The 21,381-nt window shown below is 66.3% G+C and carries 19 protein-coding genes; 9 read left to right on the top strand and 10 right to left on the bottom strand.

Annotation, left to right across the window (positions count from 1 at the left end; translation table 11 throughout):
- Positions 1-69: 69 nt before the first annotated feature.
- The 8 genes from OG953_RS21830 to dnaA form a co-directional block, all read right to left on the bottom strand.
- Positions 70-666 carry a DUF3566 domain-containing protein gene (locus OG953_RS21830; protein WP_405686266.1) on the bottom strand — a complete coding sequence of 199 codons (597 nt, stop codon included), beginning with the start codon at positions 664-666 and terminating at the stop codon, positions 70-72.
- Positions 667-759: 93 nt separating this feature from the next.
- Positions 760-3,390, bottom strand: coding sequence for a DNA gyrase subunit A (gene gyrA / locus OG953_RS21825; protein ID WP_405686265.1), 2,631 nt, complete (start codon positions 3,388-3,390; stop codon positions 760-762).
- 46 nt (positions 3,391-3,436) lie between these two features.
- A complete protein-coding gene (gene gyrB / locus OG953_RS21820; RefSeq protein WP_405686264.1) occupies positions 3,437-5,524 on the bottom strand; it encodes a DNA topoisomerase (ATP-hydrolyzing) subunit B in 2,088 nt (695 codons plus the stop codon).
- A gap of 403 nt (positions 5,525-5,927) precedes the next feature.
- Positions 5,928-6,452 (bottom strand): DUF721 domain-containing protein, encoded by a 525-nt coding sequence (locus OG953_RS21815; RefSeq protein WP_232837722.1) that lies wholly within the window; start codon positions 6,450-6,452, stop codon positions 5,928-5,930.
- Between the two features lie 53 nt (positions 6,453-6,505).
- Complete coding sequence (recF, locus tag OG953_RS21810; RefSeq protein WP_405686262.1) at positions 6,506-7,636, bottom strand: DNA replication/repair protein RecF; 1,131 nt, start codon at positions 7,634-7,636, stop codon at positions 6,506-6,508.
- Between the two features lie 87 nt (positions 7,637-7,723).
- On the bottom strand, positions 7,724-8,602 hold the full coding sequence (gene gnd / locus OG953_RS21805) for a phosphogluconate dehydrogenase (NAD(+)-dependent, decarboxylating) (RefSeq protein WP_405686261.1): 879 nt from the start codon (positions 8,600-8,602) through the stop codon (positions 7,724-7,726).
- Positions 8,603-8,733: 131 nt separating this feature from the next.
- Positions 8,734-9,864: a DNA polymerase III subunit beta gene (dnaN, locus tag OG953_RS21800; RefSeq protein WP_405686260.1), complete on the bottom strand. Its 1,131-nt coding sequence runs from the start codon at positions 9,862-9,864 to the stop codon at positions 8,734-8,736.
- Between the two features lie 1,026 nt (positions 9,865-10,890).
- On the bottom strand, positions 10,891-12,693 hold the full coding sequence (gene dnaA / locus OG953_RS21795; RefSeq protein ID WP_405686259.1) for a chromosomal replication initiator protein DnaA: 1,803 nt from the start codon (positions 12,691-12,693) through the stop codon (positions 10,891-10,893).
- A gap of 380 nt (positions 12,694-13,073) precedes the next feature.
- On the opposite strand from dnaA, the gene rpmH reads away from it, so the two are divergent.
- The 9 genes from rpmH to OG953_RS21750 all read left to right on the top strand — a co-directional run bounded on the left by rpmH (position 13,074) and on the right by OG953_RS21750 (position 19,960).
- Positions 13,074-13,211 carry a 50S ribosomal protein L34 gene (gene rpmH, locus OG953_RS21790; protein ID WP_030930485.1) on the top strand — a complete coding sequence of 46 codons (138 nt, stop codon included), beginning with the start codon at positions 13,074-13,076 and terminating at the stop codon, positions 13,209-13,211.
- A gap of 18 nt (positions 13,212-13,229) precedes the next feature.
- Entirely contained in the window at positions 13,230-13,601 is a 372-nt protein-coding gene (rnpA, locus tag OG953_RS21785) for a ribonuclease P protein component (protein ID WP_093895046.1), read from the top strand.
- Positions 13,598-13,957, top strand: a complete 360-nt coding sequence (gene yidD, locus OG953_RS21780; protein WP_078852785.1) for a membrane protein insertion efficiency factor YidD — start codon at positions 13,598-13,600, stop codon at positions 13,955-13,957. Before rnpA ends, yidD begins: the two co-directional genes overlap by 4 nt.
- A gap of 3 nt (positions 13,958-13,960) precedes the next feature.
- Positions 13,961-15,226, top strand: a complete 1,266-nt coding sequence (gene yidC / locus OG953_RS21775) for a membrane protein insertase YidC (protein ID WP_405686257.1) — start codon at positions 13,961-13,963, stop codon at positions 15,224-15,226.
- Positions 15,227-15,240: 14 nt separating this feature from the next.
- Positions 15,241-15,750 (top strand): protein jag, encoded by a 510-nt coding sequence (locus tag OG953_RS21770; RefSeq protein ID WP_405686256.1) that lies wholly within the window; start codon positions 15,241-15,243, stop codon positions 15,748-15,750.
- A gap of 109 nt (positions 15,751-15,859) precedes the next feature.
- Positions 15,860-16,576 (top strand): 16S rRNA (guanine(527)-N(7))-methyltransferase RsmG, encoded by a 717-nt coding sequence (gene rsmG / locus OG953_RS21765; RefSeq protein ID WP_327274146.1) that lies wholly within the window; start codon positions 15,860-15,862, stop codon positions 16,574-16,576.
- Between the two features lie 291 nt (positions 16,577-16,867).
- Entirely contained in the window at positions 16,868-17,944 is a 1,077-nt protein-coding gene (locus OG953_RS21760; RefSeq protein WP_405691969.1) for a ParA family protein, read from the top strand.
- Entirely contained in the window at positions 17,941-19,041 is a 1,101-nt protein-coding gene (locus OG953_RS21755) for a ParB/RepB/Spo0J family partition protein (RefSeq protein WP_405686254.1), read from the top strand. The genes OG953_RS21760 and OG953_RS21755 overlap by 4 nt, the downstream gene beginning before the upstream one ends.
- Positions 19,042-19,342: 301 nt before the next feature.
- Positions 19,343-19,960 (top strand): GNAT family N-acetyltransferase, encoded by a 618-nt coding sequence (locus tag OG953_RS21750; protein WP_405686252.1) that lies wholly within the window; start codon positions 19,343-19,345, stop codon positions 19,958-19,960.
- 81 nt (positions 19,961-20,041) lie between these two features.
- Here OG953_RS21750 and trxA read toward each other — a convergent pair whose 3' ends face one another.
- Positions 20,042-20,374, bottom strand: a complete 333-nt coding sequence (gene trxA, locus OG953_RS21745; RefSeq protein WP_405686251.1) for a thioredoxin — start codon at positions 20,372-20,374, stop codon at positions 20,042-20,044.
- Between the two features lie 42 nt (positions 20,375-20,416).
- Entirely contained in the window at positions 20,417-21,379 is a 963-nt protein-coding gene (gene trxB / locus OG953_RS21740; protein WP_405686249.1) for a thioredoxin-disulfide reductase, read from the bottom strand.
- Between the last annotated feature and the right edge of the window lie 2 nt (positions 21,380-21,381).

Below are 21,381 nucleotides of genomic sequence, written 5' to 3'. Positions count from 1 at the left end.
CGCGCTGTGCGCTGACTTCTGAAGATTAGCGCACGTCGGGGCCAGTCCCAAAATCGATACCCGGGCGCCCTACTCGTCCTCGGCCAGCGTGAGCTCGATCCCGCCCACGAAGCCCGCCGACAGGTTGTAGATGAAGGAGCCCAGCGTCGCCAGCGCGGTCGCCAGAACCACATCGATCACAGCGATGACCGAGGTGAAGATGAGGACCCGCGGCAGCGACAGGAACGACTGAAGATCGAAGCCGTTGTTCTCGTTCGAGCCGGTGGCCTCGCTGATCGTGCCGCCCACGGTGGAGAAGACGCCCATCGCGTCCATGACCATCCACAGCACCGCGGCCGCCACCACCGTGCAGATACCGAGCGCGATGGAAAGCAGGAAGCTGACCTTCATCACCGACCACGGGTCGGCCTTGGCCACCCGCAGGCGCGCCTTGCGGGTACGCGGAGTGGTTTGCGCCCCTGTCCGCGGCCGCCGGGCCGCCTGCGCGGCGCCGGCGCCCTGCGTACCGTGCGGCCGGCCGCCCTGGGTCTCGCCCGCGGGCGAGGGGTACGCCTGCGGCGGGTGGTACGGCCCGCTCGCCTGCCCCGGTGCGGGCTCGCGCTCACCGGGCAACGGCCCGGTCGCATAACCCTCGTACTGGGGCTGAGGCCCCCGAGTGTCCGTCACAGTGCCCCCTTGGGAGTCCGTGGCAGGGCCACGGGCACCGTTCGCTCCAGCTCCGGAAGCGGCCGAACCGGCGCCCGTGGCTCCACTCACGCTCTACTCCTCGTGCTCCCCGGCCGAAGGCGACGTGCCTTCGACATTGCCCTCGACTGTGCTCTCGGCAGCGTCTGCCGTCGCGGCCTCGGCGTCCTCGGACCCCTCGACCTCTTCGGCCTCGCGGCCGGCTTCGGCGTTACGAGCGATACCGACGACGGCATCGCGCTTGCCCAGATTGATCAGTTGGACGCCCATGGTGTCACGGCCCGTCTCCCTGACTTCATTGACTCTCGTACGAATCACACCGCCGCCGAGCGTGATGGCGAGGATCTCATCCGTCTCCTCGACCACCAGCGCACCGACCAGCGAGCCCCTGTCCTCCACGATCTTGGCAGCCTTGATGCCCAGGCCGCCACGACCCTGAACGCGGTACTCGTCGACGGGAGTCCGCTTCGCGTACCCACCATCGGTGGCAGTGAACACGAACGTACCTGGCCGGACAACATTCATCGAGAGCAGTTCATCGCCTTCGCGGAAACTCATGCCCTTGACGCCCGAAGTGGCACGGCCCATCGGGCGCAGCGCATCGTCCGTCGCAGTGAACCTGATCGACTGGGCCTTCTTGCTGATGAGCAGCAGATCGTCCTCGGCCGACACCAGCTCCGCACCGATCAGCTCGTCGGCAGTGCCTCCGGCGCCATCTGCCGTCTCCCGAAGGTTGATGGCGATGACACCACCGGAACGCGGCGAGTCATAGTCCTTCAGCGCGGTCTTCTTCACGAGACCGCCCTTCGTGGCCAGGATCAGATACGGCGCGGCCTCGTAGTCACGGATCGCCAGGATCTGGGCGATCTGTTCGTCCGGCTGGAAAGCCAGCAGGTTGGCGACATGCTGACCGCGGGCATCGCGGCCGGCGTCCGGGAGCTCGTACGCCTTCGCCCGGTACACCCGGCCCTTGTTCGTGAAGAACAGCAGCCAGTGGTGCGTCGTCGACACGAAGAAGTGGTCGACGATGTCGTCTTCCTTGAGCTTCGTACCGCGCACGCCCTTGCCGCCGCGCTTCTGCGAGCGGTAGTCGTCCGTCTTCGTACGCTTCACATAGCCGCCGCGCGAGATCGTGACGACGATGTCCTCCTCGGCGATCAGGTCCTCGATGGACATGTCACCGTCGAAGGGCACCAGCTTGGAACGCCGGTCGTCGCCGAACTTCTCGACGATCGCCGCCAGTTCCTCGCTGACGATCCGACGCTGCCGATCCGTCGACACCAGGATCGCGTTGTACTCGTTGATCTTCGCCTGGAGCTCGTCGTGTTCGGCCGTGATCTTCTGGTGCTCCAGCGCGGCCAGTCGGCGCAGCTGCATCTCCAGGATCGCGTTCGCCTGGATCTCGTCGATCTCCAGCAGGCCCATCAGGCCCTCGCGCGCCACCTCGACCGTCTGGCTGCGTCGGATGAGGGCGATGACCTCGTCGATCGCGTCCAGCGCCTTGAGCAGACCGCGCAGAATGTGCGCCCGCTCCTCCGCCTTGCGCAGACGGAACTTCGTACGCCGGACAATGACCTCGATCTGGTGCGTCACCCAGTGGCGGATGAACGCGTCGATCGACAGGGTGCGCGGCACACCGTCGACCAGCGCCAGCATGTTGGCGCCGAAATTGGTCTGCAGATCGGTGTGCTTGTACAGGTTGTTCAGAACGACCTTGGCGACCGCGTCCCGCTTCAGCACGACGACCAGACGCTGACCCGTACGCGACGAGGTCTCGTCACGGACGTCCGCGATCCCGCCGACCTTGCCGTCCTTCACCAGGTCGGCGATCTTCTGCGCCAGGTTGTCGGGGTTGGTCTGGTACGGAAGCTCCGTGACGACCAGGCACTGCCGGTTCTGGATCTCCTCGACCGCGACGACCGCACGCATCGTGATCGAACCACGGCCGGTGCGGTACGCCTCCTCGATGCCCTTGCGGCCCACGACGAGCGCACCCGTCGGGAAGTCCGGGCCCTTGATCCGCTCGATCAGCGCGTCCAGGAGCTCCTCCTGCGAAGCCTCCGGGTGCTCCAGGTACCACTGCGCACCCTCCGCGACCTCACGCAGGTTGTGCGGCGGGATGTTGGTCGCCATACCGACCGCGATGCCCGCGGAACCGTTGACCAGCAGGTTCGGGAAGCGCGCCGGCAGAACCGTCGGCTCCTGGTTGCGGCCGTCGTAGTTGTCCTGGAAGTTGACGGTCTCCTCGTCGATGTCCCGGACCATCTCCATGGACAGCGGCATCATCTTGCACTCGGTGTACCGCATGGCGGCGGCCGGGTCGTTGCCCGGAGAGCCGAAGTTGCCGTTGGAGTCCACCAGCGGCATGCGCATCGACCACGGCTGTGCCAGTCGCACCAGTGCGTCGTAGATCGACGAGTCACCGTGCGGGTGGTACGTACCCATGACGTCACCGACGACACGGGCACACTTGTAGAAGCCCTTCTCGGGCCGGTAACCGCCGTCGTACATCGCGTACAGCACCCGGCGGTGGACGGGCTTGAGACCGTCCCGTACGTCAGGCAGCGCACGCGAGACGATCACGGACATCGCGTAGTCGAGGTAGGAGCGCTGCATCTCCGTCTCGAGCCCCACGGGCTCGACACGCATGCCCACGCCGGCGGCGGGCTCCTCTTCAGGTGTCACAGGGGTGTTCTCGTCGGCCATTGCTGGTCAAAGTCCTTTCGAGCGGCGGCTTGCTGGTACGGCCGACTCAGATGTCGAGGAAGCGGACGTCCTTGGCGTTGCGCTGGATGAACGAGCGCCGCGCCTCGACGTCCTCGCCCATCAGCACCGAGAAGAGGTCGTCGGCCTGCGCCGCGTCGTCCAGCGTGACCTGGCCGAGGACCCGGTGGTCGATGTCCATCGTGGTGACGCGCAGCTCCTCGGCGTTCATCTCGCCGAGACCCTTGAAGCGCTGGATCGAGTCTTCCTTGATCCGCTTGCCGTTCTGCTTGCCCAGCTCGACCAGGGCGTCGCGCTCCCGGTCCGAGTACGCGTACTCGAAGTCGTCCCGGCCCCACTTGATCTTGTAGAGCGGCGGACGGGAGAGGTACACGTGCCCGGCCTCGACCAGCGGACGCATGAAACGGAAGAGGAACGTCAGCAGCAGGGTGTTGATGTGCTGACCGTCGACATCGGCGTCCGCCATCAAGATGATCTTGTGATAGCGAAGCTTCTCGATATCGAAGTCCTCGTGGACCCCGGTACCGAAGGCCGAGATCAACGCCTGGACCTCGGTGTTCTGCAGGATCTTGTCGACCCGGGCCTTCTCGACGTTCAGGATCTTGCCTCGGATCGGCAGGATCGCCTGGTACATCGGGTTACGGCCGGACTTCGCCGAACCACCGGCGGAGTCACCCTCGACGATGAAGATCTCGCACTTCGTCGGGTCGTTGGACTGGCAGTCGCTCAGCTTGCCCGGCAGCGAGGCACTCTCCAGGAGCCCCTTACGACGGGTCAGATCACGCGCCTTGCGGGCCGCGACACGGGCCGTGGCCGCCGCGATGCCCTTGCGGATGATGTCGGCCGCCTCGTTCGGATTGCGGTCGAACCAGTCCGTGAGGTGCTCGTGCACCACCTTCTGGACGAAGGTCTTCGCCTCCGTGTTGCCCAGCTTGGTCTTCGTCTGACCCTCGAACTGCGGCTCGCCCAGCTTCACCGAGATGATCGCCGTCAGACCCTCACGGATGTCGTCACCGGTGAGGTTGTCGTCCTTCTCGCGCAGCAGCTTCTTGTCCCGCGCGTACTTGTTGACCAGCGTCGTCAGCGCCGCACGGAAACCCTCCTCGTGCGTACCGCCCTCGTGCGTGTGGATCGTGTTCGCGAAGGAGTACACACCCTCGCTGTACTGCGTGTTCCACTGCATCGCGATCTCGGCCGAGAGGAGACGCTCCTTGTCCTCGGCCTCGATGTCGATCACCGACTGGTGAATGACGTCGCCCTTGCGGGAGTTGAGGTACTTCACGAAGTCGACGATGCCGCCCTCGTAGTGGTACGTGACCGTGCGGGCCTGCTCCGCCTCGGCGACCTCGGCCACCTCGGCAACATCCGCACCCAGCGTCGCCTTCGCCGACTCGCGCTCGTCGGTGAGCTTGATCGTCAGGCCCTTGTTGAGGAACGCCATCTCCTGGAAGCGGCGCGACAGGGTCTCGAAGGAGTACTCGGTCGTCTCGAAGATGTCCCCGTCGGCCCAGAAGGTGACGGACGTCCCCGTCTCGTCAGTGGCCTCGTTGCGGGCCAGCGGAGCGGTGGGCACACCGAGCTTGTAGTCCTGGGTCCAGCGGTAACCGTCCGTCCGGACCTCGACCGAGACCCGCGACGACAGCGCGTTGACCACGGAGACACCGACACCGTGCAGACCGCCGGAGACGGCGTAGCCGCCGCCGCCGAACTTGCCGCCGGCGTGCAGCACCGTCAGCACGACCTCGACCGCGGGCTTCTTCTCCGACGGCACGATGCCGACCGGGATGCCTCGGCCGTTGTCGATCACGCGGACCCCGCCGTCGGCGAGGATCGTGACGTCGATCGTGTCCGCGTGCCCTGCCAGCGCCTCGTCGACCGAGTTGTCGACGACCTCGTACACGAGGTGGTGGAGGCCGCGCTCACCGGTCGAGCCGATGTACATGCCAGGTCGCTTACGGACCGCGTCCAGGCCCTCGAGGACGGTGATCGCGCTCGCATCGTACGAGGACGCGACCTCGCCCGAGGCAGTTGCCCCGCCGCTCTCACCGGGTGTGGACGGAATGTTCTCGTTGGGGTTGCCGGAATCGGCCACGAAGCGCCCTTTCTGGCACAGCACAAGCCGTTCTCCGGACAGTCGGGAGCGGCTGCGTCGTTCGGCTTGTAATCGACGACTCCCGCAAGGATGCGGGATTGTCCACCAGTCTACCGGTAGCACGGACATGAATGGGGGTTTGCCGGTACCTGAGTACGCATGTGCCGCCCTGAATGAGCGCCTGACGACTCCCCATATTCAGGACGGCCCCCCAAGAGGCTCACGCGGGCATTGAGCGCTTCGGCCTGTCAACCTCTCACTACCGTGAGGGACGCCCCACTCCCGCCGCGTGGTTTCAACCGCCACATACCCGCACAACACGGACGCGACGGACGGCGCCACCGAGAAGACAGCAACAAGGCCATGACTCGAATCGGAACAGAGCCCCACGGAGCTCAGAAACAAGGAAAAGCCCAGCTCAGAGGCCTCATCCGTACGTATCGCCAGGACCGGTGCTCCCCGGCGCCCGCAGTGGACCGAACCTGCGCTGCGGCCCCCCCGGCCCCAACACCTTGATCAGCCTCACCGTGCCATGCCCCAGATCCGCATTCAGCCGAGCCACCAGCTGAGGCGCCAGCAAACGCAGCTGCGTCGCCCACGCCGTCGAATCGCACTGCACCGTCAGCACCCGCTCGTCCGGATCCTCGTCGTACCGCAACGGCACACAGTGATTGGCCAGATCCTCACCGACGATCTGCGGCCAGCGCCCCATCACCCCACCCACCGCCGCAGGCGTCTCCCAGCCACGCTCAGTGATCAGACGATTGATCGCAGCACCCAACGGCAACGGGTCACGCCCGTCCGCCCGCGCCCCGGAACGCAGCCCACCACCCCGCCTGGCCTGCTTCTTCTGCTGCGCCGCAGCACCACGGGCCCGCGCCTGCTCCTTCGCCGCACGCAACGCCACCCGCGCCAGATCGACACCCGACGGCTCCGGCTGCTTCCCTTCCACCGGCCGCTCCTGTGACTGCTCCCCAGAAGCCCCGGACCCCTCACCACGGCCGCTCACAGCCGCTCCACCTCACCCGCGGACACTGCATACCGCGTCCCCGCCAGCACACCCGGAACGTCATCGTCCACCGCAGCCGTCACCAGCACCTGCTCGCCCGGAGCCACCAACTCCGCCAACCGCTCACGACGACGCGCATCCAGCTCGGCAAAGACATCGTCCAGCACCAGCACCGGCTCATTGCCCTCGCCGCGCAGCAGATCGTACGAAGCCAGCCGCAGCGCCAACGCATACGACCAGGACTCACCGTGGCTCGCGTACCCCTTGGCCGGCATCCCCCGCAACCCCAGCAACAGATCATCACGGTGCGGACCGACCAACGTCACACCCCGCTCGATCTCCTGCTTACGCACATCCACCAGGGCCGCGATCAGCTGCTCGTACAGCTCCTCACGTGTACGCACCGAACCCACACCCGCACCGACCGAACTGCGGTACTCCAACGTCACCGGACCACCACCCGGCGCCACATCCCCATACGCCTTGTCAGCCAGCGGCTGCAACGCAGCGATCAGATCCAGCCGCTGCGCCAGCAGCTCCGCACCCACCCGGCCCAGATGCTGATCCCACACATCGAGGGTGGACAGATCCATCGACCGGCCACCGTGCCTGCGCGCCATCGCCGCCGACTTCAGCAAGGTGTTGCGCTGCTTCAGCACCCGCTCGTAGTCCGAACGCACCCCCGCCATCCGCGGCGAACGCGCCGTGATCAGCTCGTCGAGAAAACGCCGACGCTCCCCGGGGTCCCCCTTGACCAGCGCCAGATCCTCCGGCGCGAACAGCACCGTACGTATGATCCCCAGCACATCACGCGGCCTGACCTGCGGCGATCTATTGATCCGGGCCCGATTGGCCTTGCCCGGATTGAGCTCCAGCTCGACCAGCTGCGAGCGCTCGCCCTGCGTCACGGCAGCCCGGATGACAGCCCGGTCCGCGCCCAACCGCACCAGCGGCGCATCGGAGGAGACCCGATGGCTGCCGAGCGTCGCAAGGTAGCCGACGGCCTCCACCAGATTCGTCTTGCCCTGGCCGTTGGCCCCCACGAAAGCGGTGACGCCCGGATCGAGAGGTACCTCGACCCGGGCGTACGAGCGGAAGTCGGCCAGCGAGAGATGCGTGACATGCATGGGTGTTACGCCGACCTTCCCGGCTTCCTGCTCCGTGCTCCGTAGTTACGGGTCGGACACCTCGGCCCGGCCCGCTCCTCGTTGCGGTTACTTCTTGTTCTCGACCGCGTGGCCGCCGAACTGGTTGCGCAGCGCGGCGATCATCTTCATCTGCGGGGAGTCGTCCTGCCGCGAGGCGAAACGCGCGAAGAGCGACGCAGTGATCGCGGGCAGCGGCACCGCGTTGTCGATCGCGGCCTCCACCGTCCAGCGGCCCTCACCGGAGTCGGCGGCGAAGCCACGGAGCTTGTCGAGGTGCTCGTCGTCGTCAAGGGCGTTGACGGCCAGGTCGAGCAGCCAGGAGCGGATGACCGTGCCCTCCTGCCAGGATCGGAAGACCTCGCGCACATCGGTGACGGAGTCGACCTTCTCCAGGAGCTCCCAGCCCTCGGCATAGGCCTGCATCATGGCGTACTCGATGCCGTTGTGGACCATCTTCGCGAAGTGGCCGGCGCCGACCTTGCCCGCGTGGACGGAACCGAAGTCGCCCTCGGGCTTCAGCGCGTCGAAGACCGGCTGGACCTTCGCCACGCTCTCGGCGTCACCGCCGTACATCAGCGCGTAGCCGTTCTCCAGGCCCCATACGCCGCCGGAGACCCCGCAGTCCACGAAGCCGATGCCCTTGATGCCCAGCTCGACCGCGTGCTTCTCGTCGTCCGTCCAGCGGGAGTTTCCGCCGTCCACGACGATGTCACCGGGCGAAAGGAGCCCGGCCAGCTCGTCGATGGTGGCCTGGGTCGGCGCACCGGCCGGCACCATCACCCAGACGACCCTGGGACCCTTCAGCTTGCCCACAAGCTCTTCGAGGCTGTGGACATCGGAGACGTCCGGGTTGCGGTCGTAACCGATGACGGTGTGGCCTGCGCGGCGGATGCGCTCGCGCATGTTGCCGCCCATCTTGCCGAGGCCGACGAGACCGAGCTCCATCAGAGATTCCTTAAGCGTTGTGCCGATTCGTACCCAAGGCCGAGCCTACGCCCGGCCGGGGACAGACCGACGGGCATGCTCGGCACTGAGCGCGCCCGTCGGGAGCTGCCGTTGCAGGACCGATGGTCGGGTCAGCCGGAAAGGCGGACCGGCATGATCAGGTACTTGTACGCGTCATCCGCATCGGCGTCCACGGCCGGACGGCCGCTGAGCAGCGCAGGCTTTGTGGACGTGGTGAACGAGAGCTGGGCGACCGGGGAGTCGATCGCGCTCAGCCCGTCCAGCAGGAAGGTCGGGTTGAAGGCGATCGAGATGTCGTCACCCTCCAGCACCGCGTCGACCCGCTCCACAGCCTGTGCATCGTCACTGGAACCCGCCTCCAGGATCAGCACACCCTGCTCGAAGCTGAGCCGCACCGGAGTGTTCCGCTCGGCGACAAGAGCCACACGCTTGACGGCCTCGACGAACGGAGCGGTCTCGATGACCGCGACCGAGTTGAACTCGGTGGGGAACAGCGTCCGGTACTTCGGCAGATCGCCTTCGAGCAGTCGCGTGGTCGTACGCCGGCCCGCGCCCTCGAAACCGATCAGGCCCTCACCGGCACCCGAGCCGGACAGCGCCAGAGTCACCGTGTCACCGCTGGTCAGCGCTTTGGCGGTGTCCAGCAGCGTCTTGGCGGGCACCAGGGCGACAGCCGAGGCATCCGGGTTCTCCGGCTTCCAGAGGAACTCTCGGACCGCGAAGCGGTAGCGGTCGGTGGACGCCAGGGTGACGGTCTCGCCCTCGATCTCGATCCGCACACCGGTCAGGACCGGCAGCGTGTCGTCACGGCCCGCGGCGATGGCGACCTGGGCGGCGGCCGAGGCGAAGACCTCACCCGGGACCGTGCCGGTCGCGGTCGGCATCTCCGGCAGCGCCGGGTACTCCTCCACAGGAAGGGTGTGGAGTGTGAATCGCGAGGAGCCGCAGACCACGGTGGCTCGTACACCGTCTGTGGAAATCTCCACCGGACGGTTGGGAAGGGCACGGCAGATGTCGGCGAGCAGCCGGCCGGAGACCAGCACCGTGCCGTCCTCCTCGACCTCGGCATCCACCGAGACCCGGGCCGAGACCTCGTAGTCGAAGCTGGAGAAGCTGAGGGCGCCGTCCTCAGCCTTGAGTAGAAGGCCCGCAAGAACGGGCGCCGGCGGACGGGCCGGGAGGCTACGGGCCACCCAGGCCACAGCCTCCGCGAGTACATCGCGCTCCACCCGGATCTTCACCGGAACCGCCTCCTGCTGTTGCTCGCTCGCCCTGCTGGCCTTCGTCGTCTGATCGGGTCTCCCACCGATGACAGCGGGAGGACGCCGGGGACCAGTCTGACGTACGGCACCGACACTCGGTGCTGCTCGGGGTCAAGTCGCGACAAGAGGTTCGGGGAGCTCCGGTGCCGAGTTGTGCACAGGCCCCACTTCGAAGCGGATTCCGGGCTAACTCTAGGTGGCAGTAGTAGTAGGGCCTGTGGAAACCGTGGATAACGTCGTTTCCGCAGGCCAGGCCCAGTTTTTTGTCCACCGACCCTGTGGGTGGCACCAGTGGACAACCCGGTGCTTCTGTGGACACGCGAAAGTTCTGCACACCCGATGCACAGGACAGGGGGGTTTCTCCCCAGGGCTGTCCCCAGCTTTACCCACGTTCCCCACAGCCCAACCGGCCCTCTTGGTGTGACGCCTTTCACTCGGCGCAGTGAAAGGCGGTGTTGCGTTGCCGAACAGTGGACAGGGGTGTGGAGAAGCTCGAGGAAGCTGGGGACAACACGGCCCGGACTGTGGGCCACCGGTGGACAACAGCATCGGCTCTCTGTGGACGAATATTTTGTCCACAGGCTGTGGATCACTGTTGACCACAAATCCCCAGGCCCTTGACCTGGCCTGATGGAGTATCGACAGTCGCCCCTGTGGAAGCAATATGGACAACTTCCGGATCCCCAGGCTGTGGAGGGGAAAATCTCCCCAGATCTGTGGAGAACGGACGGCCGGCGCCGGGTATTCGAACACCGCGACTGCATCGGAGCCTCAGAGGCCGGGATCGGAGGGGCCCTTCGGGGCTCCGGAGGGGCTCGGGGAAGGCTTCAGGGGGGGCGGGAAGGTTTCCAGAGGACTTCGGAGCGGCACCTGGAAGCCCTCCGGGACGCCCTCAGGAAGGGCTTCGGGCAAGCCTTGGGCAACGGGGAAGGGCGCCTGGGAAACCCTGTGAGGGTTTCCCAGGCGCCCTTCCGGCGCGTACGGAGAGCGTGTGCCGGTGGTCCGTCAGCCGTTCTTGATGCGGTTGGTGAGCTCGGTGACCTGGTTGTAGATGGAGCGTCGCTCCGCCATCAGCGCACGGATCTTCCGGTCCGCGTGCATCACCGTCGTATGGTCGCGGCCGCCGAACTGCGCACCGATCTTGGGCAGCGAGAGATCGGTCAGCTCTCGGCAGAGGTACATGGCGATCTGGCGGGCCGTCACCAGCACGCGGCTGCGCGAGGTCCCGCAGAGATCGTCGACCGTCAGACCGAAGTAGTCTGCAGTCGCCGCCATGATGGCTGTCGCCGTGATCTCCGGAGCCGAGTCCTCGCCACCCGGGATCAGATCCTTCAGTACATGCTCGGTCAGCCCGAGGTCCACCGGCTGGCGGTTGAGACTGGCGAAGGCCGTGACCCGGATCAGCGCCCCCTCCAGCTCCCTGATGTTCCGGGAGATGCGGGAGGCGATGAATTCCAGTACCTCCGGCGGGGCGTTGAGCTGCTCCTGCACCGCCTTCTTGCGGAGGATCGCGATCCGCGTCTCCAGCTCCGGCGGCTGCACATCGGTGGTCAGACCCCACTCGAAACGGTTCCGCAACCGGTCTTCCAGGGTCACCAGCTGCTTGGGCGGCCGGTCCGAGGAAAGCACGATCTGCTTGTTGGCGTTGTGGAGCGTATTGAAGGTGTGGAAGAACTCCTCCTGCGTCGACTCCTTGCTCGCCAGGAACTGGATGTCGTCGACCAGCAGGATGTCCACATCGCGGTAGCGCTTGCGGAAGGTGTCGCCCTTGCCGTCGCGGATCGAGTTGATGAACTCGTTGGTGAACTCCTCGGAGCTCACGTACCGCACCCTGGTGCCCGGGTAGAGACTGCGGGCGTAGTGCCCGATGGCGTGCAGCAGGTGGGTCTTGCCGAGTCCTGACTCCCCATAGATGAAGAGCGGGTTGTACGCCTTGGCGGGTGCTTCGGCGACGGCGACCGCTGCGGCGTGCGCGAATCGGTTGGACGCACCGATGACGAAGGTGTCGAAGAGGTACTTCGGATTCAGCCGGGCCGCCGGCTCGCCGGGGCCGGGCGTGGGAGCGGGCTGTGCGCCCATCGGCCCGGTGGCGCCGCCGGGCCGTCCGGTGCCGGCGCCGCCCTGACGGTGCTGGGGGTCCTGAATGTCGTGGCGCTCGGAGCGCTGTTGCTCGTAACTCTGACGCTCGGGCGGCTGCGACCGGTAGTCGTGCTGCGGCTGCTGGGGGCGGCCGCCGGCGTACGGCTCGCGCCACTGTCCCGCCGAGGTGTCACGGTCCTGGAATCCGCCGAGCCGGGGCTGCTGCCAGGAGAGGTCCTCCTGGGTGCGCGGCCACGCGCCGGGGTCGGGCCGCTGCTGCTGGTAGTCGGGGTAGGCGGGCCGGGCGGTCGGCATGCCGTCGTCGGAGGGCCGGTGTCCGTATCCGTCGTATGCGTCGTTGTGCTGACGCTCATCGTGCTGCGGTCCCTGGTAGCGGTGCTGCTGAGGCTGCTGGGACTGGTGCATCGGAGGCGCGGGCGGGCTGGGAGGTTCGCCCGCGGAGTCGTCGACGGTGATCGCGATGCGGATCGGGCGGCCGCACTCGCGGCTCAGCGTCTCGCTGATGAGCGGCGCGAGCCGGCCTTCCAGGACTCGCTTGCCCCATTCATTGGGGACGGCGAGCAGAGCCGTGTCGGCGACCAGTGCGAGCGGCTGGCAGCGCTCGATCCACTGCTTGTCCTTCGGCTCGATGCCCTGCTGGCCCTCCCCGAGGAGTTGCTCCAGCACTCGTGGCCACACTGCGGCAAGATCGGCAGGTACATCAGCCACAAGGCACGCTCTCTCGCTGGTCCCACGAATGTGTGGTTCTCGGGACGGGATGGGTCGGGATGGGTGAGGACCGGCAGGCAGGAAGAAAAAGAACCGGAGTTCAGCCACGGTAGTCAGGCCGACCCGCATGGTTCAAGTTGTTGTCCACAGGCTGTGCACAGTGGGGGTTCTGTGGAGCCGGTTTGACCGGATGGCGTAGCCGCGCGTACCGTGACCAGGTCGAGTTGTCGATGGCTGCTGCCGCCTGCCTCCGATGGGCAAAGATCACGATCTGTGATTGTGAAGCGGTGCACTAGGGCGTTTACGCGAGTCTCTCGTGGGCGCACGGTGACAGCCAGGCGATGTCCCGCCAACACACGAGTCATTTCTGGAGCCCCCGAGTGAGCAAGCGCACCTTCCAGCCGAACAACCGTCGTCGCGCGAAGACCCACGGCTTCCGGCTGCGTATGCGCACCCGTGCCGGCCGCGCGATCCTCGCGTCCCGCCGTGGCAAGGGTCGCGCCAACCTGTCCGCCTGATCGCTTACAGGTCATGACGTGCTGCCTACCGAGAATCGGCTGAGGCGGCGCGAGGACTTCGCGACCGCAGTACGTCGAGGACGCCGGGCCGGCCGCCCGCTTCTCGTCGTTCATCTACGCAGCGGTGCAACGGACCCGCACGTGACTGGGGAGAATGCTCCCCCGCCGCGTGCGGGTTTCGTTGTCAGCAAAGCTGTGGGTGGAGCGGTTGTGCGCACAGCGGTGAAGCGCAGGCTTCGCCATCTGGTCCGCGAGCGACTGGCCCTGCTGCCCCCCGGTAGCCTGGTTGTCGTACGAGCGCTGCCCGGAGCGGGCGACGCCGACCATGAACAGCTGGCCCGAGACCTGGACGCCGCTCTGCAGCGGCTGCTGGGAGGGGGCGCGCGATGAAGTACCCGCTGCTGGCTCTTATCAAGCTGTATCAGTGGACGATCAGCCCACTTCTCGGGCCTGTCTGCCGTTACTACCCGTCGTGTTCCCACTATGGATATACGGCGATCGACCGGCACGGAGCGATCAAGGGAACTGCGCTGACGGCCTGGCGCATCCTGCGATGCAATCCGTGGTCACCCGGCGGCGTGGATCACGTCCCGCCACGCAAACGCCCGCGTTGGCACGAACTGCTGCGTAATGCAATACGTGGCAGCAAGGGCGGGGACTCCGCCGCTGATGTGCCTCCTGGGGGGACGGTCTCCGAACCCCCCAGCCCGGCCTCAGAGACCTCGCCCAAAGCTCAAGGAGCCTGATTAGTGGACACGATTGCCAGTCTGTTCAGCTTTATCACCTACCCCGTTTCGTGGGTCATCGTCCAGTTCCACACGCTGTACGGAGCGATCTTCGGCGATGACACGGGCTGGGCCTGGGGCCTGTCCATCGTGTCCCTGGTGGTGCTGATCCGGATCTGCCTGATCCCGCTTTTCGTCAAGCAGATCAAGTCGACCCGGAACATGCAGGTGCTCCAGCCGAAGATGAAGGCGATCCAGGAGCGCTACAAGAGCGACAAGCAGCGTCAGTCCGAAGAGATGATGAAGCTGTACAAGGAGACGGGTACCAACCCGCTCTCCTCGTGCCTTCCCATCCTGGCGCAGTCGCCGTTCTTCTTCGCCTTGTATCACGTGCTCTCGGCCATCGCCTCGGGCCAAACGATCGGTGTCATCGACCAGTCGCTGCTCGACAGCGCCCGTAAGGCACACATCTTCGGTGCTCCCCTCGCTGCCAAGTTCATGGACAGCGAAGCGACGGTCCACGCGCTCGGTGCCTCGCTGCTGGACGTTCGTGTCGTCACCGCGGTCATGATCGTGATGATGTCGGCGTCGCAGTTCTTCACCCAGCGCCAGCTGATGACGAAGAACGTCGACCTGACGGTCAAGACGCCTTACATGCAGCAGCAGAAGATGCTGATGTACATCTTCCCGCTGATCTTCGCCGGCATGGGCATCAACTTCCCCGTCGGTGTCCTCGTCTACTGGCTGACCACCAACGTCTGGACCATGGGTCAGCAGATGTACGTGATCAACCAGAACCCGACCCCGGGCAGCAAGGCGCAGGACCAGTACCTGGGACGTGTGCTGAAGAGCATCACCGCTCACGGTGAGGTTCGCGGCAGGACCAAGCGCAATACGGTCAAGCGGATCGTTTCCAAGGGCCCGGATCGCAATGACATCGAGCGGAAGTTCATCACGGGACTGGCCAAGCTGGGCTTCGCCGCCCAGGAGGACGGCACGGTGATCAAGAGCGATACCGCACTTGCCGAGGCCGAAGGCGGAGCCGCGCAGCGGCGTCAGCAGCCCAAGCGCCAGACCAAGGCCCAGCGCCAGACCGGTGTTGCCCAGCAGGCGGGGGCCAAGGACACCGACTCAACCGAGTCGGGATCCAAGACCTCTCTGCAGAAGCCGGACGCATCGCAGGACGACAAGCCCAAGCCGGCGGGCAAGCCCGCGTCCGGCTCCTCACGCCAAGCCAAGTCCGGACAGCGCAAGGGCCCGCAGCGGCCCAAGCACCCGTCCAAGAAGTAAGAAGGAGTCCATCCGTGACGGAAGGCACCACCTCCACGGCCGCTGAGGGCAGCGACACCTTGACCCGCCTTGAGCAGGAGGGCGAGATCGCAGCGGACTACCTCGAGGGCCTGCTCGACATCGCCGATCTCGACGGCGACATCGACATGGACGTCGAGGCGGACCGGGCCGCGGTCTCGATCATCAGCGACTCGGCACGTGATCTGCAGAAGCTCGTGGGCCGCGACGGTGAGGTGCTGGAGGCGCTCCAGGAGCTGACGCGGCTTGCTGTGCACCGGGAGACCGGTGACCGGAGTCGGCTGATGCTGGACATCGCGGGCTTCCGCGCCAAGAAGCGGGCTGAGCTCGCCGAACTGGGTGCCAAGGCCGCGGACGAGGTCAAGAGCACCGGTAAGCCCGTGAAGCTGGACCCGATGACGCCGTTCGAGCGCAAGGTTGTGCACGATGCGGTCGCGGCCGCTGGTCTGCGCAGCGAGTCCGAGGGCGAGGAGCCGCAGCGCTTCGTCGTCGTTCTCCCGGCCTGACCGGACCCTTGTTCTGTCGGCCCCGTCTGTTCGCAGGCGGGGCCGATCTTTGTCAGCCTGATAGTCAGCCACCCACAGTGCGGTAGTGCGGTATGGAAGGACGGTTCCCGTGACGGCGGAAGTAGAGCTTCCCCAGGCGCCCGAAGGGGCGCGGGCGGTTTTCGGTGAGTTCTTCCCGGAGGCTGTCCGGTACGCGGAACTGCTGGCGGATGCCGGGGTGAAGCGGGGGCTGATCGGTCCTCGTGAGGTGCCACGGCTGTGGGAGCGGCATCTGCTGAACTGTGCGGTGCTCTCCGAGGTCGTGCCTGAGGGGGTCACGGTCTGCGATGTGGGCTCCGGTGCGGGGCTTCCGGGTATCCCGCTGGCGCTGGTGCGTCCGGATCTCAAGATCACCTTGCTGGAGCCCTTGCTCCGGCGGACGAATTTCCTCCAGGAAGTCGTCGAGCTGCTGGGCCTGAACCATGTGACGGTTGTGCGTGGTCGGGCCGAGGAGGTTCTTGGGACGCTTCAGCCAGTTCACGTTGTGACGGCTCGGGCTGTGGCGCCGCTCGATCGGCTGGCCGGCTGGGGAGTTCCGCTGCTGCGCCCGTACGGAGAGATGCTGGCGCTCAAGGGGGATACGGCCGAAGAGGAGATTGTCGGCGCCCGTGCGGCCTTGAGCAAGCTCGGTGTGGTGGAGACCGAGGTGTTGCACGTCGGGGAGGGCGTTGTCGATCCGATGTCCACGGTGGTGCGTGTGGTGGTCGGGGAGAGTCCGGGCGGTGTGAGGTTCGCCGCAAAGAGGGCCAAGGCTGCGAGGACGAGCCGTACGAGGCGTCGTCGCTGACGCGTCTGGTCACGCTGCGAAATCGACCGTTACATGCAGTTTGGTTGCCTGTCGGCGATGCTCCCGACAAGCGGCCATGCATACCCCACGCGGAGTGTCGTGCCCCTGTAGCTAGGCTGCAGGGGCATCGTGTTTCACGTGAAACGTCGCTCTCTGCTGCATGGAATCATCAGCCGCGGTCGCGTGGCTGCCGCGCCGCGGCACCCCAGGCCCGTTAGGGCTACGGAGTTGTCCACAGAAGTGGATTCATCCACAGAAGAGCGGGCCTCGCTGGTTCACGACCCCGAAAGCATGGCAGGCTCTGTTCATTGCGAGCCTGAAGTCGAGGAGAGTGAATCCTTGCGGTCCGACGCCAACATCGCGGGACCGATGACCGATCCGGTCCCCGGTCCCCGAACCGAATCGGCGGGGGAGGGTGTTTCACGTGAAACACCGCCGCCGATGGATGACACACCCATCGGTCGCGCGGCCCAGTTGGCGGTCGAGGCCCTTGGCCGCGCCGGCGAGGGCCTGCCCCGTCCTGACCGGACGCGCGTCATGGTGGTGGCCAACCAGAAGGGTGGGGTGGGCAAGACGACCACGACGGTCAATCTTGCCGCCTCGCTCGCGCTTCACGGCGCACGTGTTCTGGTGGTTGACCTTGACCCGCAGGGGAACGCCTCTACGGCTCTGGGTATTGATCACCATGCCGAAGTCCCCTCCATCTATGACGTCCTGGTGGAGAGTAGGCCGCTCTCCGAGGTGGTTCAGCCTGTTCCGGACGTCGAAGGTCTCTTCTGTGCCCCCGCTACTATCGATCTCGCCGGTGCGGAGATCGAGTTGGTGTCGCTGGTGGCGCGGGAGAGTCGACTGCAGCGGGCGATCCAGGCATATGAGCAGCCGTTGGACTACATCCTCATCGACTGCCCCCCTTCGCTCGGTCTGCTGACGGTCAATGCCATGGTCGCCGGTGCCGAGGTGCTGATTCCTATCCAGTGCGAGTACTACGCACTGGAAGGACTGGGGCAGCTGCTGCGCAATGTGGATCTGGTGCGGGGGCATCTCAACCCCGATCTTCATGTGTCGACGATTCTGCTCACCATGTACGACGGCAGGACCAGGCTCGCTTCGCAGGTCGCGGAGGAGGTGCGCAGCCACTTCGGCAAGGAGGTGCTGCGGACGAGCATTCCGCGGTCGGTGCGGATTTCGGAGGCACCGAGCTATGGGCAGACCGTACTGACCTACGACCCGGGTTCGAGCGGGTCGCTGTCGTACCTTGAGGCGGCGCGTGAGATCGCCCTGCGGGGTGTCGGGGTGCAGTACGAGGCCCAGCATGCCCACACGGGCAGTGAGAACAGCCAGCAGAGCATTTCGGAGGGGATCCAGTGAGTGAGCGTCGAAGAGGGTTGGGGCGTGGGCTAGGTGCCCTGATCCCCGCCGCTCCGCAGGAGAAGCAGGTGCCGTCCACAGGGGTGGGCTCGGCCGTTCCTGGGGCGGGTCCTGTCATTACGGCAGAGCGGGGAGTGGCTGCTGCGAAGGTGGCCACTCTTGCGCCCGCTCCGGTTGTGCCGGAGCCGAGCGCGCCGGTTTCGGAGCCCGAGGCAGCCGCAGAGTCTGCGGGAGCCGCAGGAGCGTACTTTGCCGAGGTTCTTCTCGGCTCCATCACCCCGAATCCTCGTCAGCCCCGTGAGGTATTCGATGAGGACGCGCTTGCCGAGCTGGTGACCTCCATCAAGGAGGTGGGTCTTCTCCAGCCCGTCGTGGTGCGGAAGATGGGTCCGGAGCGCTACGAGCTCATCATGGGCGAGCGGCGCTGGAGGGCCTGCCGTGAGGCCGGTCTGGAGCGGATCCCCGCCATTGTCCGGGCCACGGACGACGAAAAGCTGCTTTTGGACGCGCTACTGGAGAACCTGCACCGGGCTCAGCTGAACCCGCTGGAGGAAGCAGCCGCGTACGACCAGCTGCTCAAGGACTTCAAGTGCACGCATGACCAGCTGGCTGACCGGATCGGGCGTTCCCGCCCGCAGGTGTCCAACACGCTGCGACTGCTGAGGCTGTCGCCTCCGGTGCAGCGGAGGGTCGCGGCCGGGGTGCTGTCGGCCGGCCATGCACGGGCGCTGCTGTCCGTGGACGACTCGGAGGAGCAGGACAGGCTGGCACATCGCATTGTGGCCGAGGGGCTGTCGGTTCGTGCGGTCGAAGAGATTGTGACCCTCATGGGCTCCAGTCCCACGAGCACTGCCAAGGCCAAGGGGCCGCGGGCCGGCGGCCGGGTGGCGCCTGCGTTGTCCGATCTTGCCTCCCGGCTCTCGGACCGCTTCGAGACCAGGGTGAAGGTCGACCTCGGCCAGAAGAAGGGAAAGATCGTCGTCGAGTTCGCATCGATGGAGGATCTGGACCGCATTCTCGGCAGCCTGGCACCCGGCGAGGGGCGAGTGCTGGACCGGAGCCCCTCTGAGGACCCTGCAGAGGGCGACGAGGGCTGACCTCTGCCCGATGGACCGGGGGCGGGCTGTGTTCCGGTGGATACCGAACACAGCCCGCCCTTTGCTATCTCTCGGTGTCGGCTTCATCTCTGGGTGGATACGATGCGTTCTGGATGGCACATCCGGCTTGAGCCACCTCGGCGGAGGGAGGGCCATGCGATCAGTGAGCCGCAGCCGACTGGTGACAATGGGGCTCGGCCTGGGGGCTGTCGGAGGGTTCCGTCGGCAGCCTGCTCCTTGAACGGAGTGCACTGATTGCCGCACGCGGTGCGGCGGGCGAAGGAAGCGAGGAACAGCCTTCATGGGGCGTCGGCTCGTACCGCTCACACTGGACAACCTTTCCGATCTCCCCAGGCGCTGCCGCTCGTGTGTCTTCTGGGAGCTTGATCCGGTCAGTGGGGAAGCTGCAGTAAGGGCGGGAACGCCCGAGCTGGAGAAAGAGGCATGGATCTCGGCCGTTCTGCTGGAGTGGGGATCGTGCGGCCGCGTTGTCTATGTCGACGATGTGCCGGCGGGCTTCGTTCTCTATGCGCCGCCTGCCTACGTGCCGCGCTCGACGGCTTTTCCGACGAGCCCCGTCTCCCCCGACGCCGTGCAGTTGATGACTGCCTGGATCGTGCCGGGATACCAGGGGCAGGGGCTGGGCCGGGTCATGGTGCAGACCGTCGCCAAGGACTTGCTGCGTCGGGGATTCAGGGCGATCGAGGCTTTCGGTGACGCCCGGTGGAAGGAGCCTGCCTGTGTGCTTCCCGCGGATCATCTCCTCGCGGTCGGCTTCAAGACCGTACGGCCGCATCCCGTTCATCCGCGGCTGAGACTGGAACTGCGTACGACGCTCTCCTGGAAGGAGGACGTCGAGCTGGCGCTGGATCGGTTGCTGGGTGCCGTCCAGAAGGAGCCGGCGCTCCGGCCGCTTTGATCCGAGAGCCCATGACAACGTGAAACGGGTCCATCCCCCGAGGGGATGGACCCGTTTCACGTGAAACAACGGACCACGGTCCTACTTGCCGATGAAGCCTTCGAGGTCGCGAAGGATCGCGGCCTTCGGCTTGGCGCCGACGATGGTCTTGGCGACCTCGCCGCCCTGGTAGACGTTCAGGGTCGGGATGGACATGACGCCGTACTTGGCGGCCGTGTCCGGGTTCTCGTCGATGTTGAGCTTGACGATCTCGATCTGGTCGCCGTGCTCAGCAGCGATGGCCTCCAGGGACGGTGCGATCTGGCGGCACGGACCGCACCACGCGGCCCAGAAGTCCACCAGCACAGGCTTGTCGCTCTTCAGGACGACCTCGTCGAAGGAGTCGTCGGTCACGTTCTTCAGGGCGCCGGCCACGGCGGCCTCCTTAACTTCTTGGGGTGTGGGGTGAGGCGTCGATCAGACGGTGGCCGCAGCGGCCTTCTCGTCGTCGGCGAGCGCAGCGAGGAAGCGCTCAGCGTCGAGAGCGGCCGAGCAGCCCGTGCCGGCAGCGGTGATGGCCTGCCGATAGGTGTGGTCGACGACGTCACCGGCGCCGAAGACACCGGTGAGGTTGGTGCGCGTTGAGGGAGCTTCGACCTTGAGGTAGCCCTCCTCGTCGAGGTCGAGCTGGCCCTTGAAGAGCTCGGTGCGCGGGTCGTGGCCCACCGCGATGAACAGGCCGGTCACCGCGAGCTCGGACGTCTCGCCGGTCTTGGTGTTCCGAAGCGTCAGGCCGGACAGCTTCTGCTCGCCGTGCACTCCGGCAACCTCGCTGTCCCAGGCGAACTTGATCTTCGGGTCGGCGAAGGCGCGGTCCTGCATGGCCTTGGAGGCACGCAGCGAGTCGCGGCGGTGGACGATGGTGACCGACTTTGCGAAGCGGGAGAGGAAGGTCGCCTCCTCCATCGCGGTGTCGCCGCCGCCGACCACGGCGATGTCCTGGTCCTTGAAGAAGAAGCCGTCACAGGTGGCGCACCAGGAGACGCCGCGTCCGGAGAGGGCGTCCTCGTTGTGCAGGCCGAGCTTGCGGTGCTGGGAGCCGGTCGTCACGATAACGGCCTTGGCGCGGTGGACCGTGCCGGCCGTGTCGGTGACCGTCTTGATGTCTCCGGCGAGGTCGACGGAGATGACATCGTCGGGCACGAGCTCGGCGCCGAAGCGTTCGGCCTGGGCGCGCATGTTGTCCATGAGCTCGGGGCCCATGATCCCGTCCTGGAAGCCCGGGAAGTTCTCCACGTCGGTGGTGTTCATCAGCGCGCCGCCGGCGGTGACGGCGCCCTCGAACACCAGCGGCTTCAGTGAGGCGCGTGCGGTGTAAAGAGCGGCCGTGTAGCCCGCAGGGCCGGAGCCGATGATGATCACATTACGGACGTCGCTCACGG

Origin of the sequence: Streptomyces sp. NBC_00057 (genome assembly GCF_045041165.1) — a bacterium.
GTDB lineage: Bacteria > Actinomycetota > Actinomycetes > Streptomycetales > Streptomycetaceae > Streptomyces.
This window is presented reverse-complemented; position numbering and strand designations above follow the sequence as displayed.

What these genes read in the sequence shown, in the direction of transcription:
- gyrA (WP_405686265.1), bottom strand. Translation starts at nt 3,390, where the DNA reads ATGGCCGACGAGAACACCCCTGTGACACCTGAAGAGGAGCCCGCCGCC.
- recF (WP_405686262.1), bottom strand. Translation starts at nt 7,636, where the DNA reads ATGCATGTCACGCATCTCTCGCTGGCCGACTTCCGCTCGTACGCCCGG.
- gnd (WP_405686261.1), bottom strand. Translation starts at nt 8,602, where the DNA reads ATGGAGCTCGGTCTCGTCGGCCTCGGCAAGATGGGCGGCAACATGCGC.
- yidD (WP_078852785.1), top strand. Translation starts at nt 13,598, where the DNA reads ATGAAGTACCCGCTGCTGGCTCTTATCAAGCTGTATCAGTGGACGATC.
- OG953_RS21760 (WP_405691969.1), top strand. Translation starts at nt 16,868, where the DNA reads ATGGCAGGCTCTGTTCATTGCGAGCCTGAAGTCGAGGAGAGTGAATCC.
- OG953_RS21750 (WP_405686252.1), top strand. Translation starts at nt 19,343, where the DNA reads ATGGGGCGTCGGCTCGTACCGCTCACACTGGACAACCTTTCCGATCTC.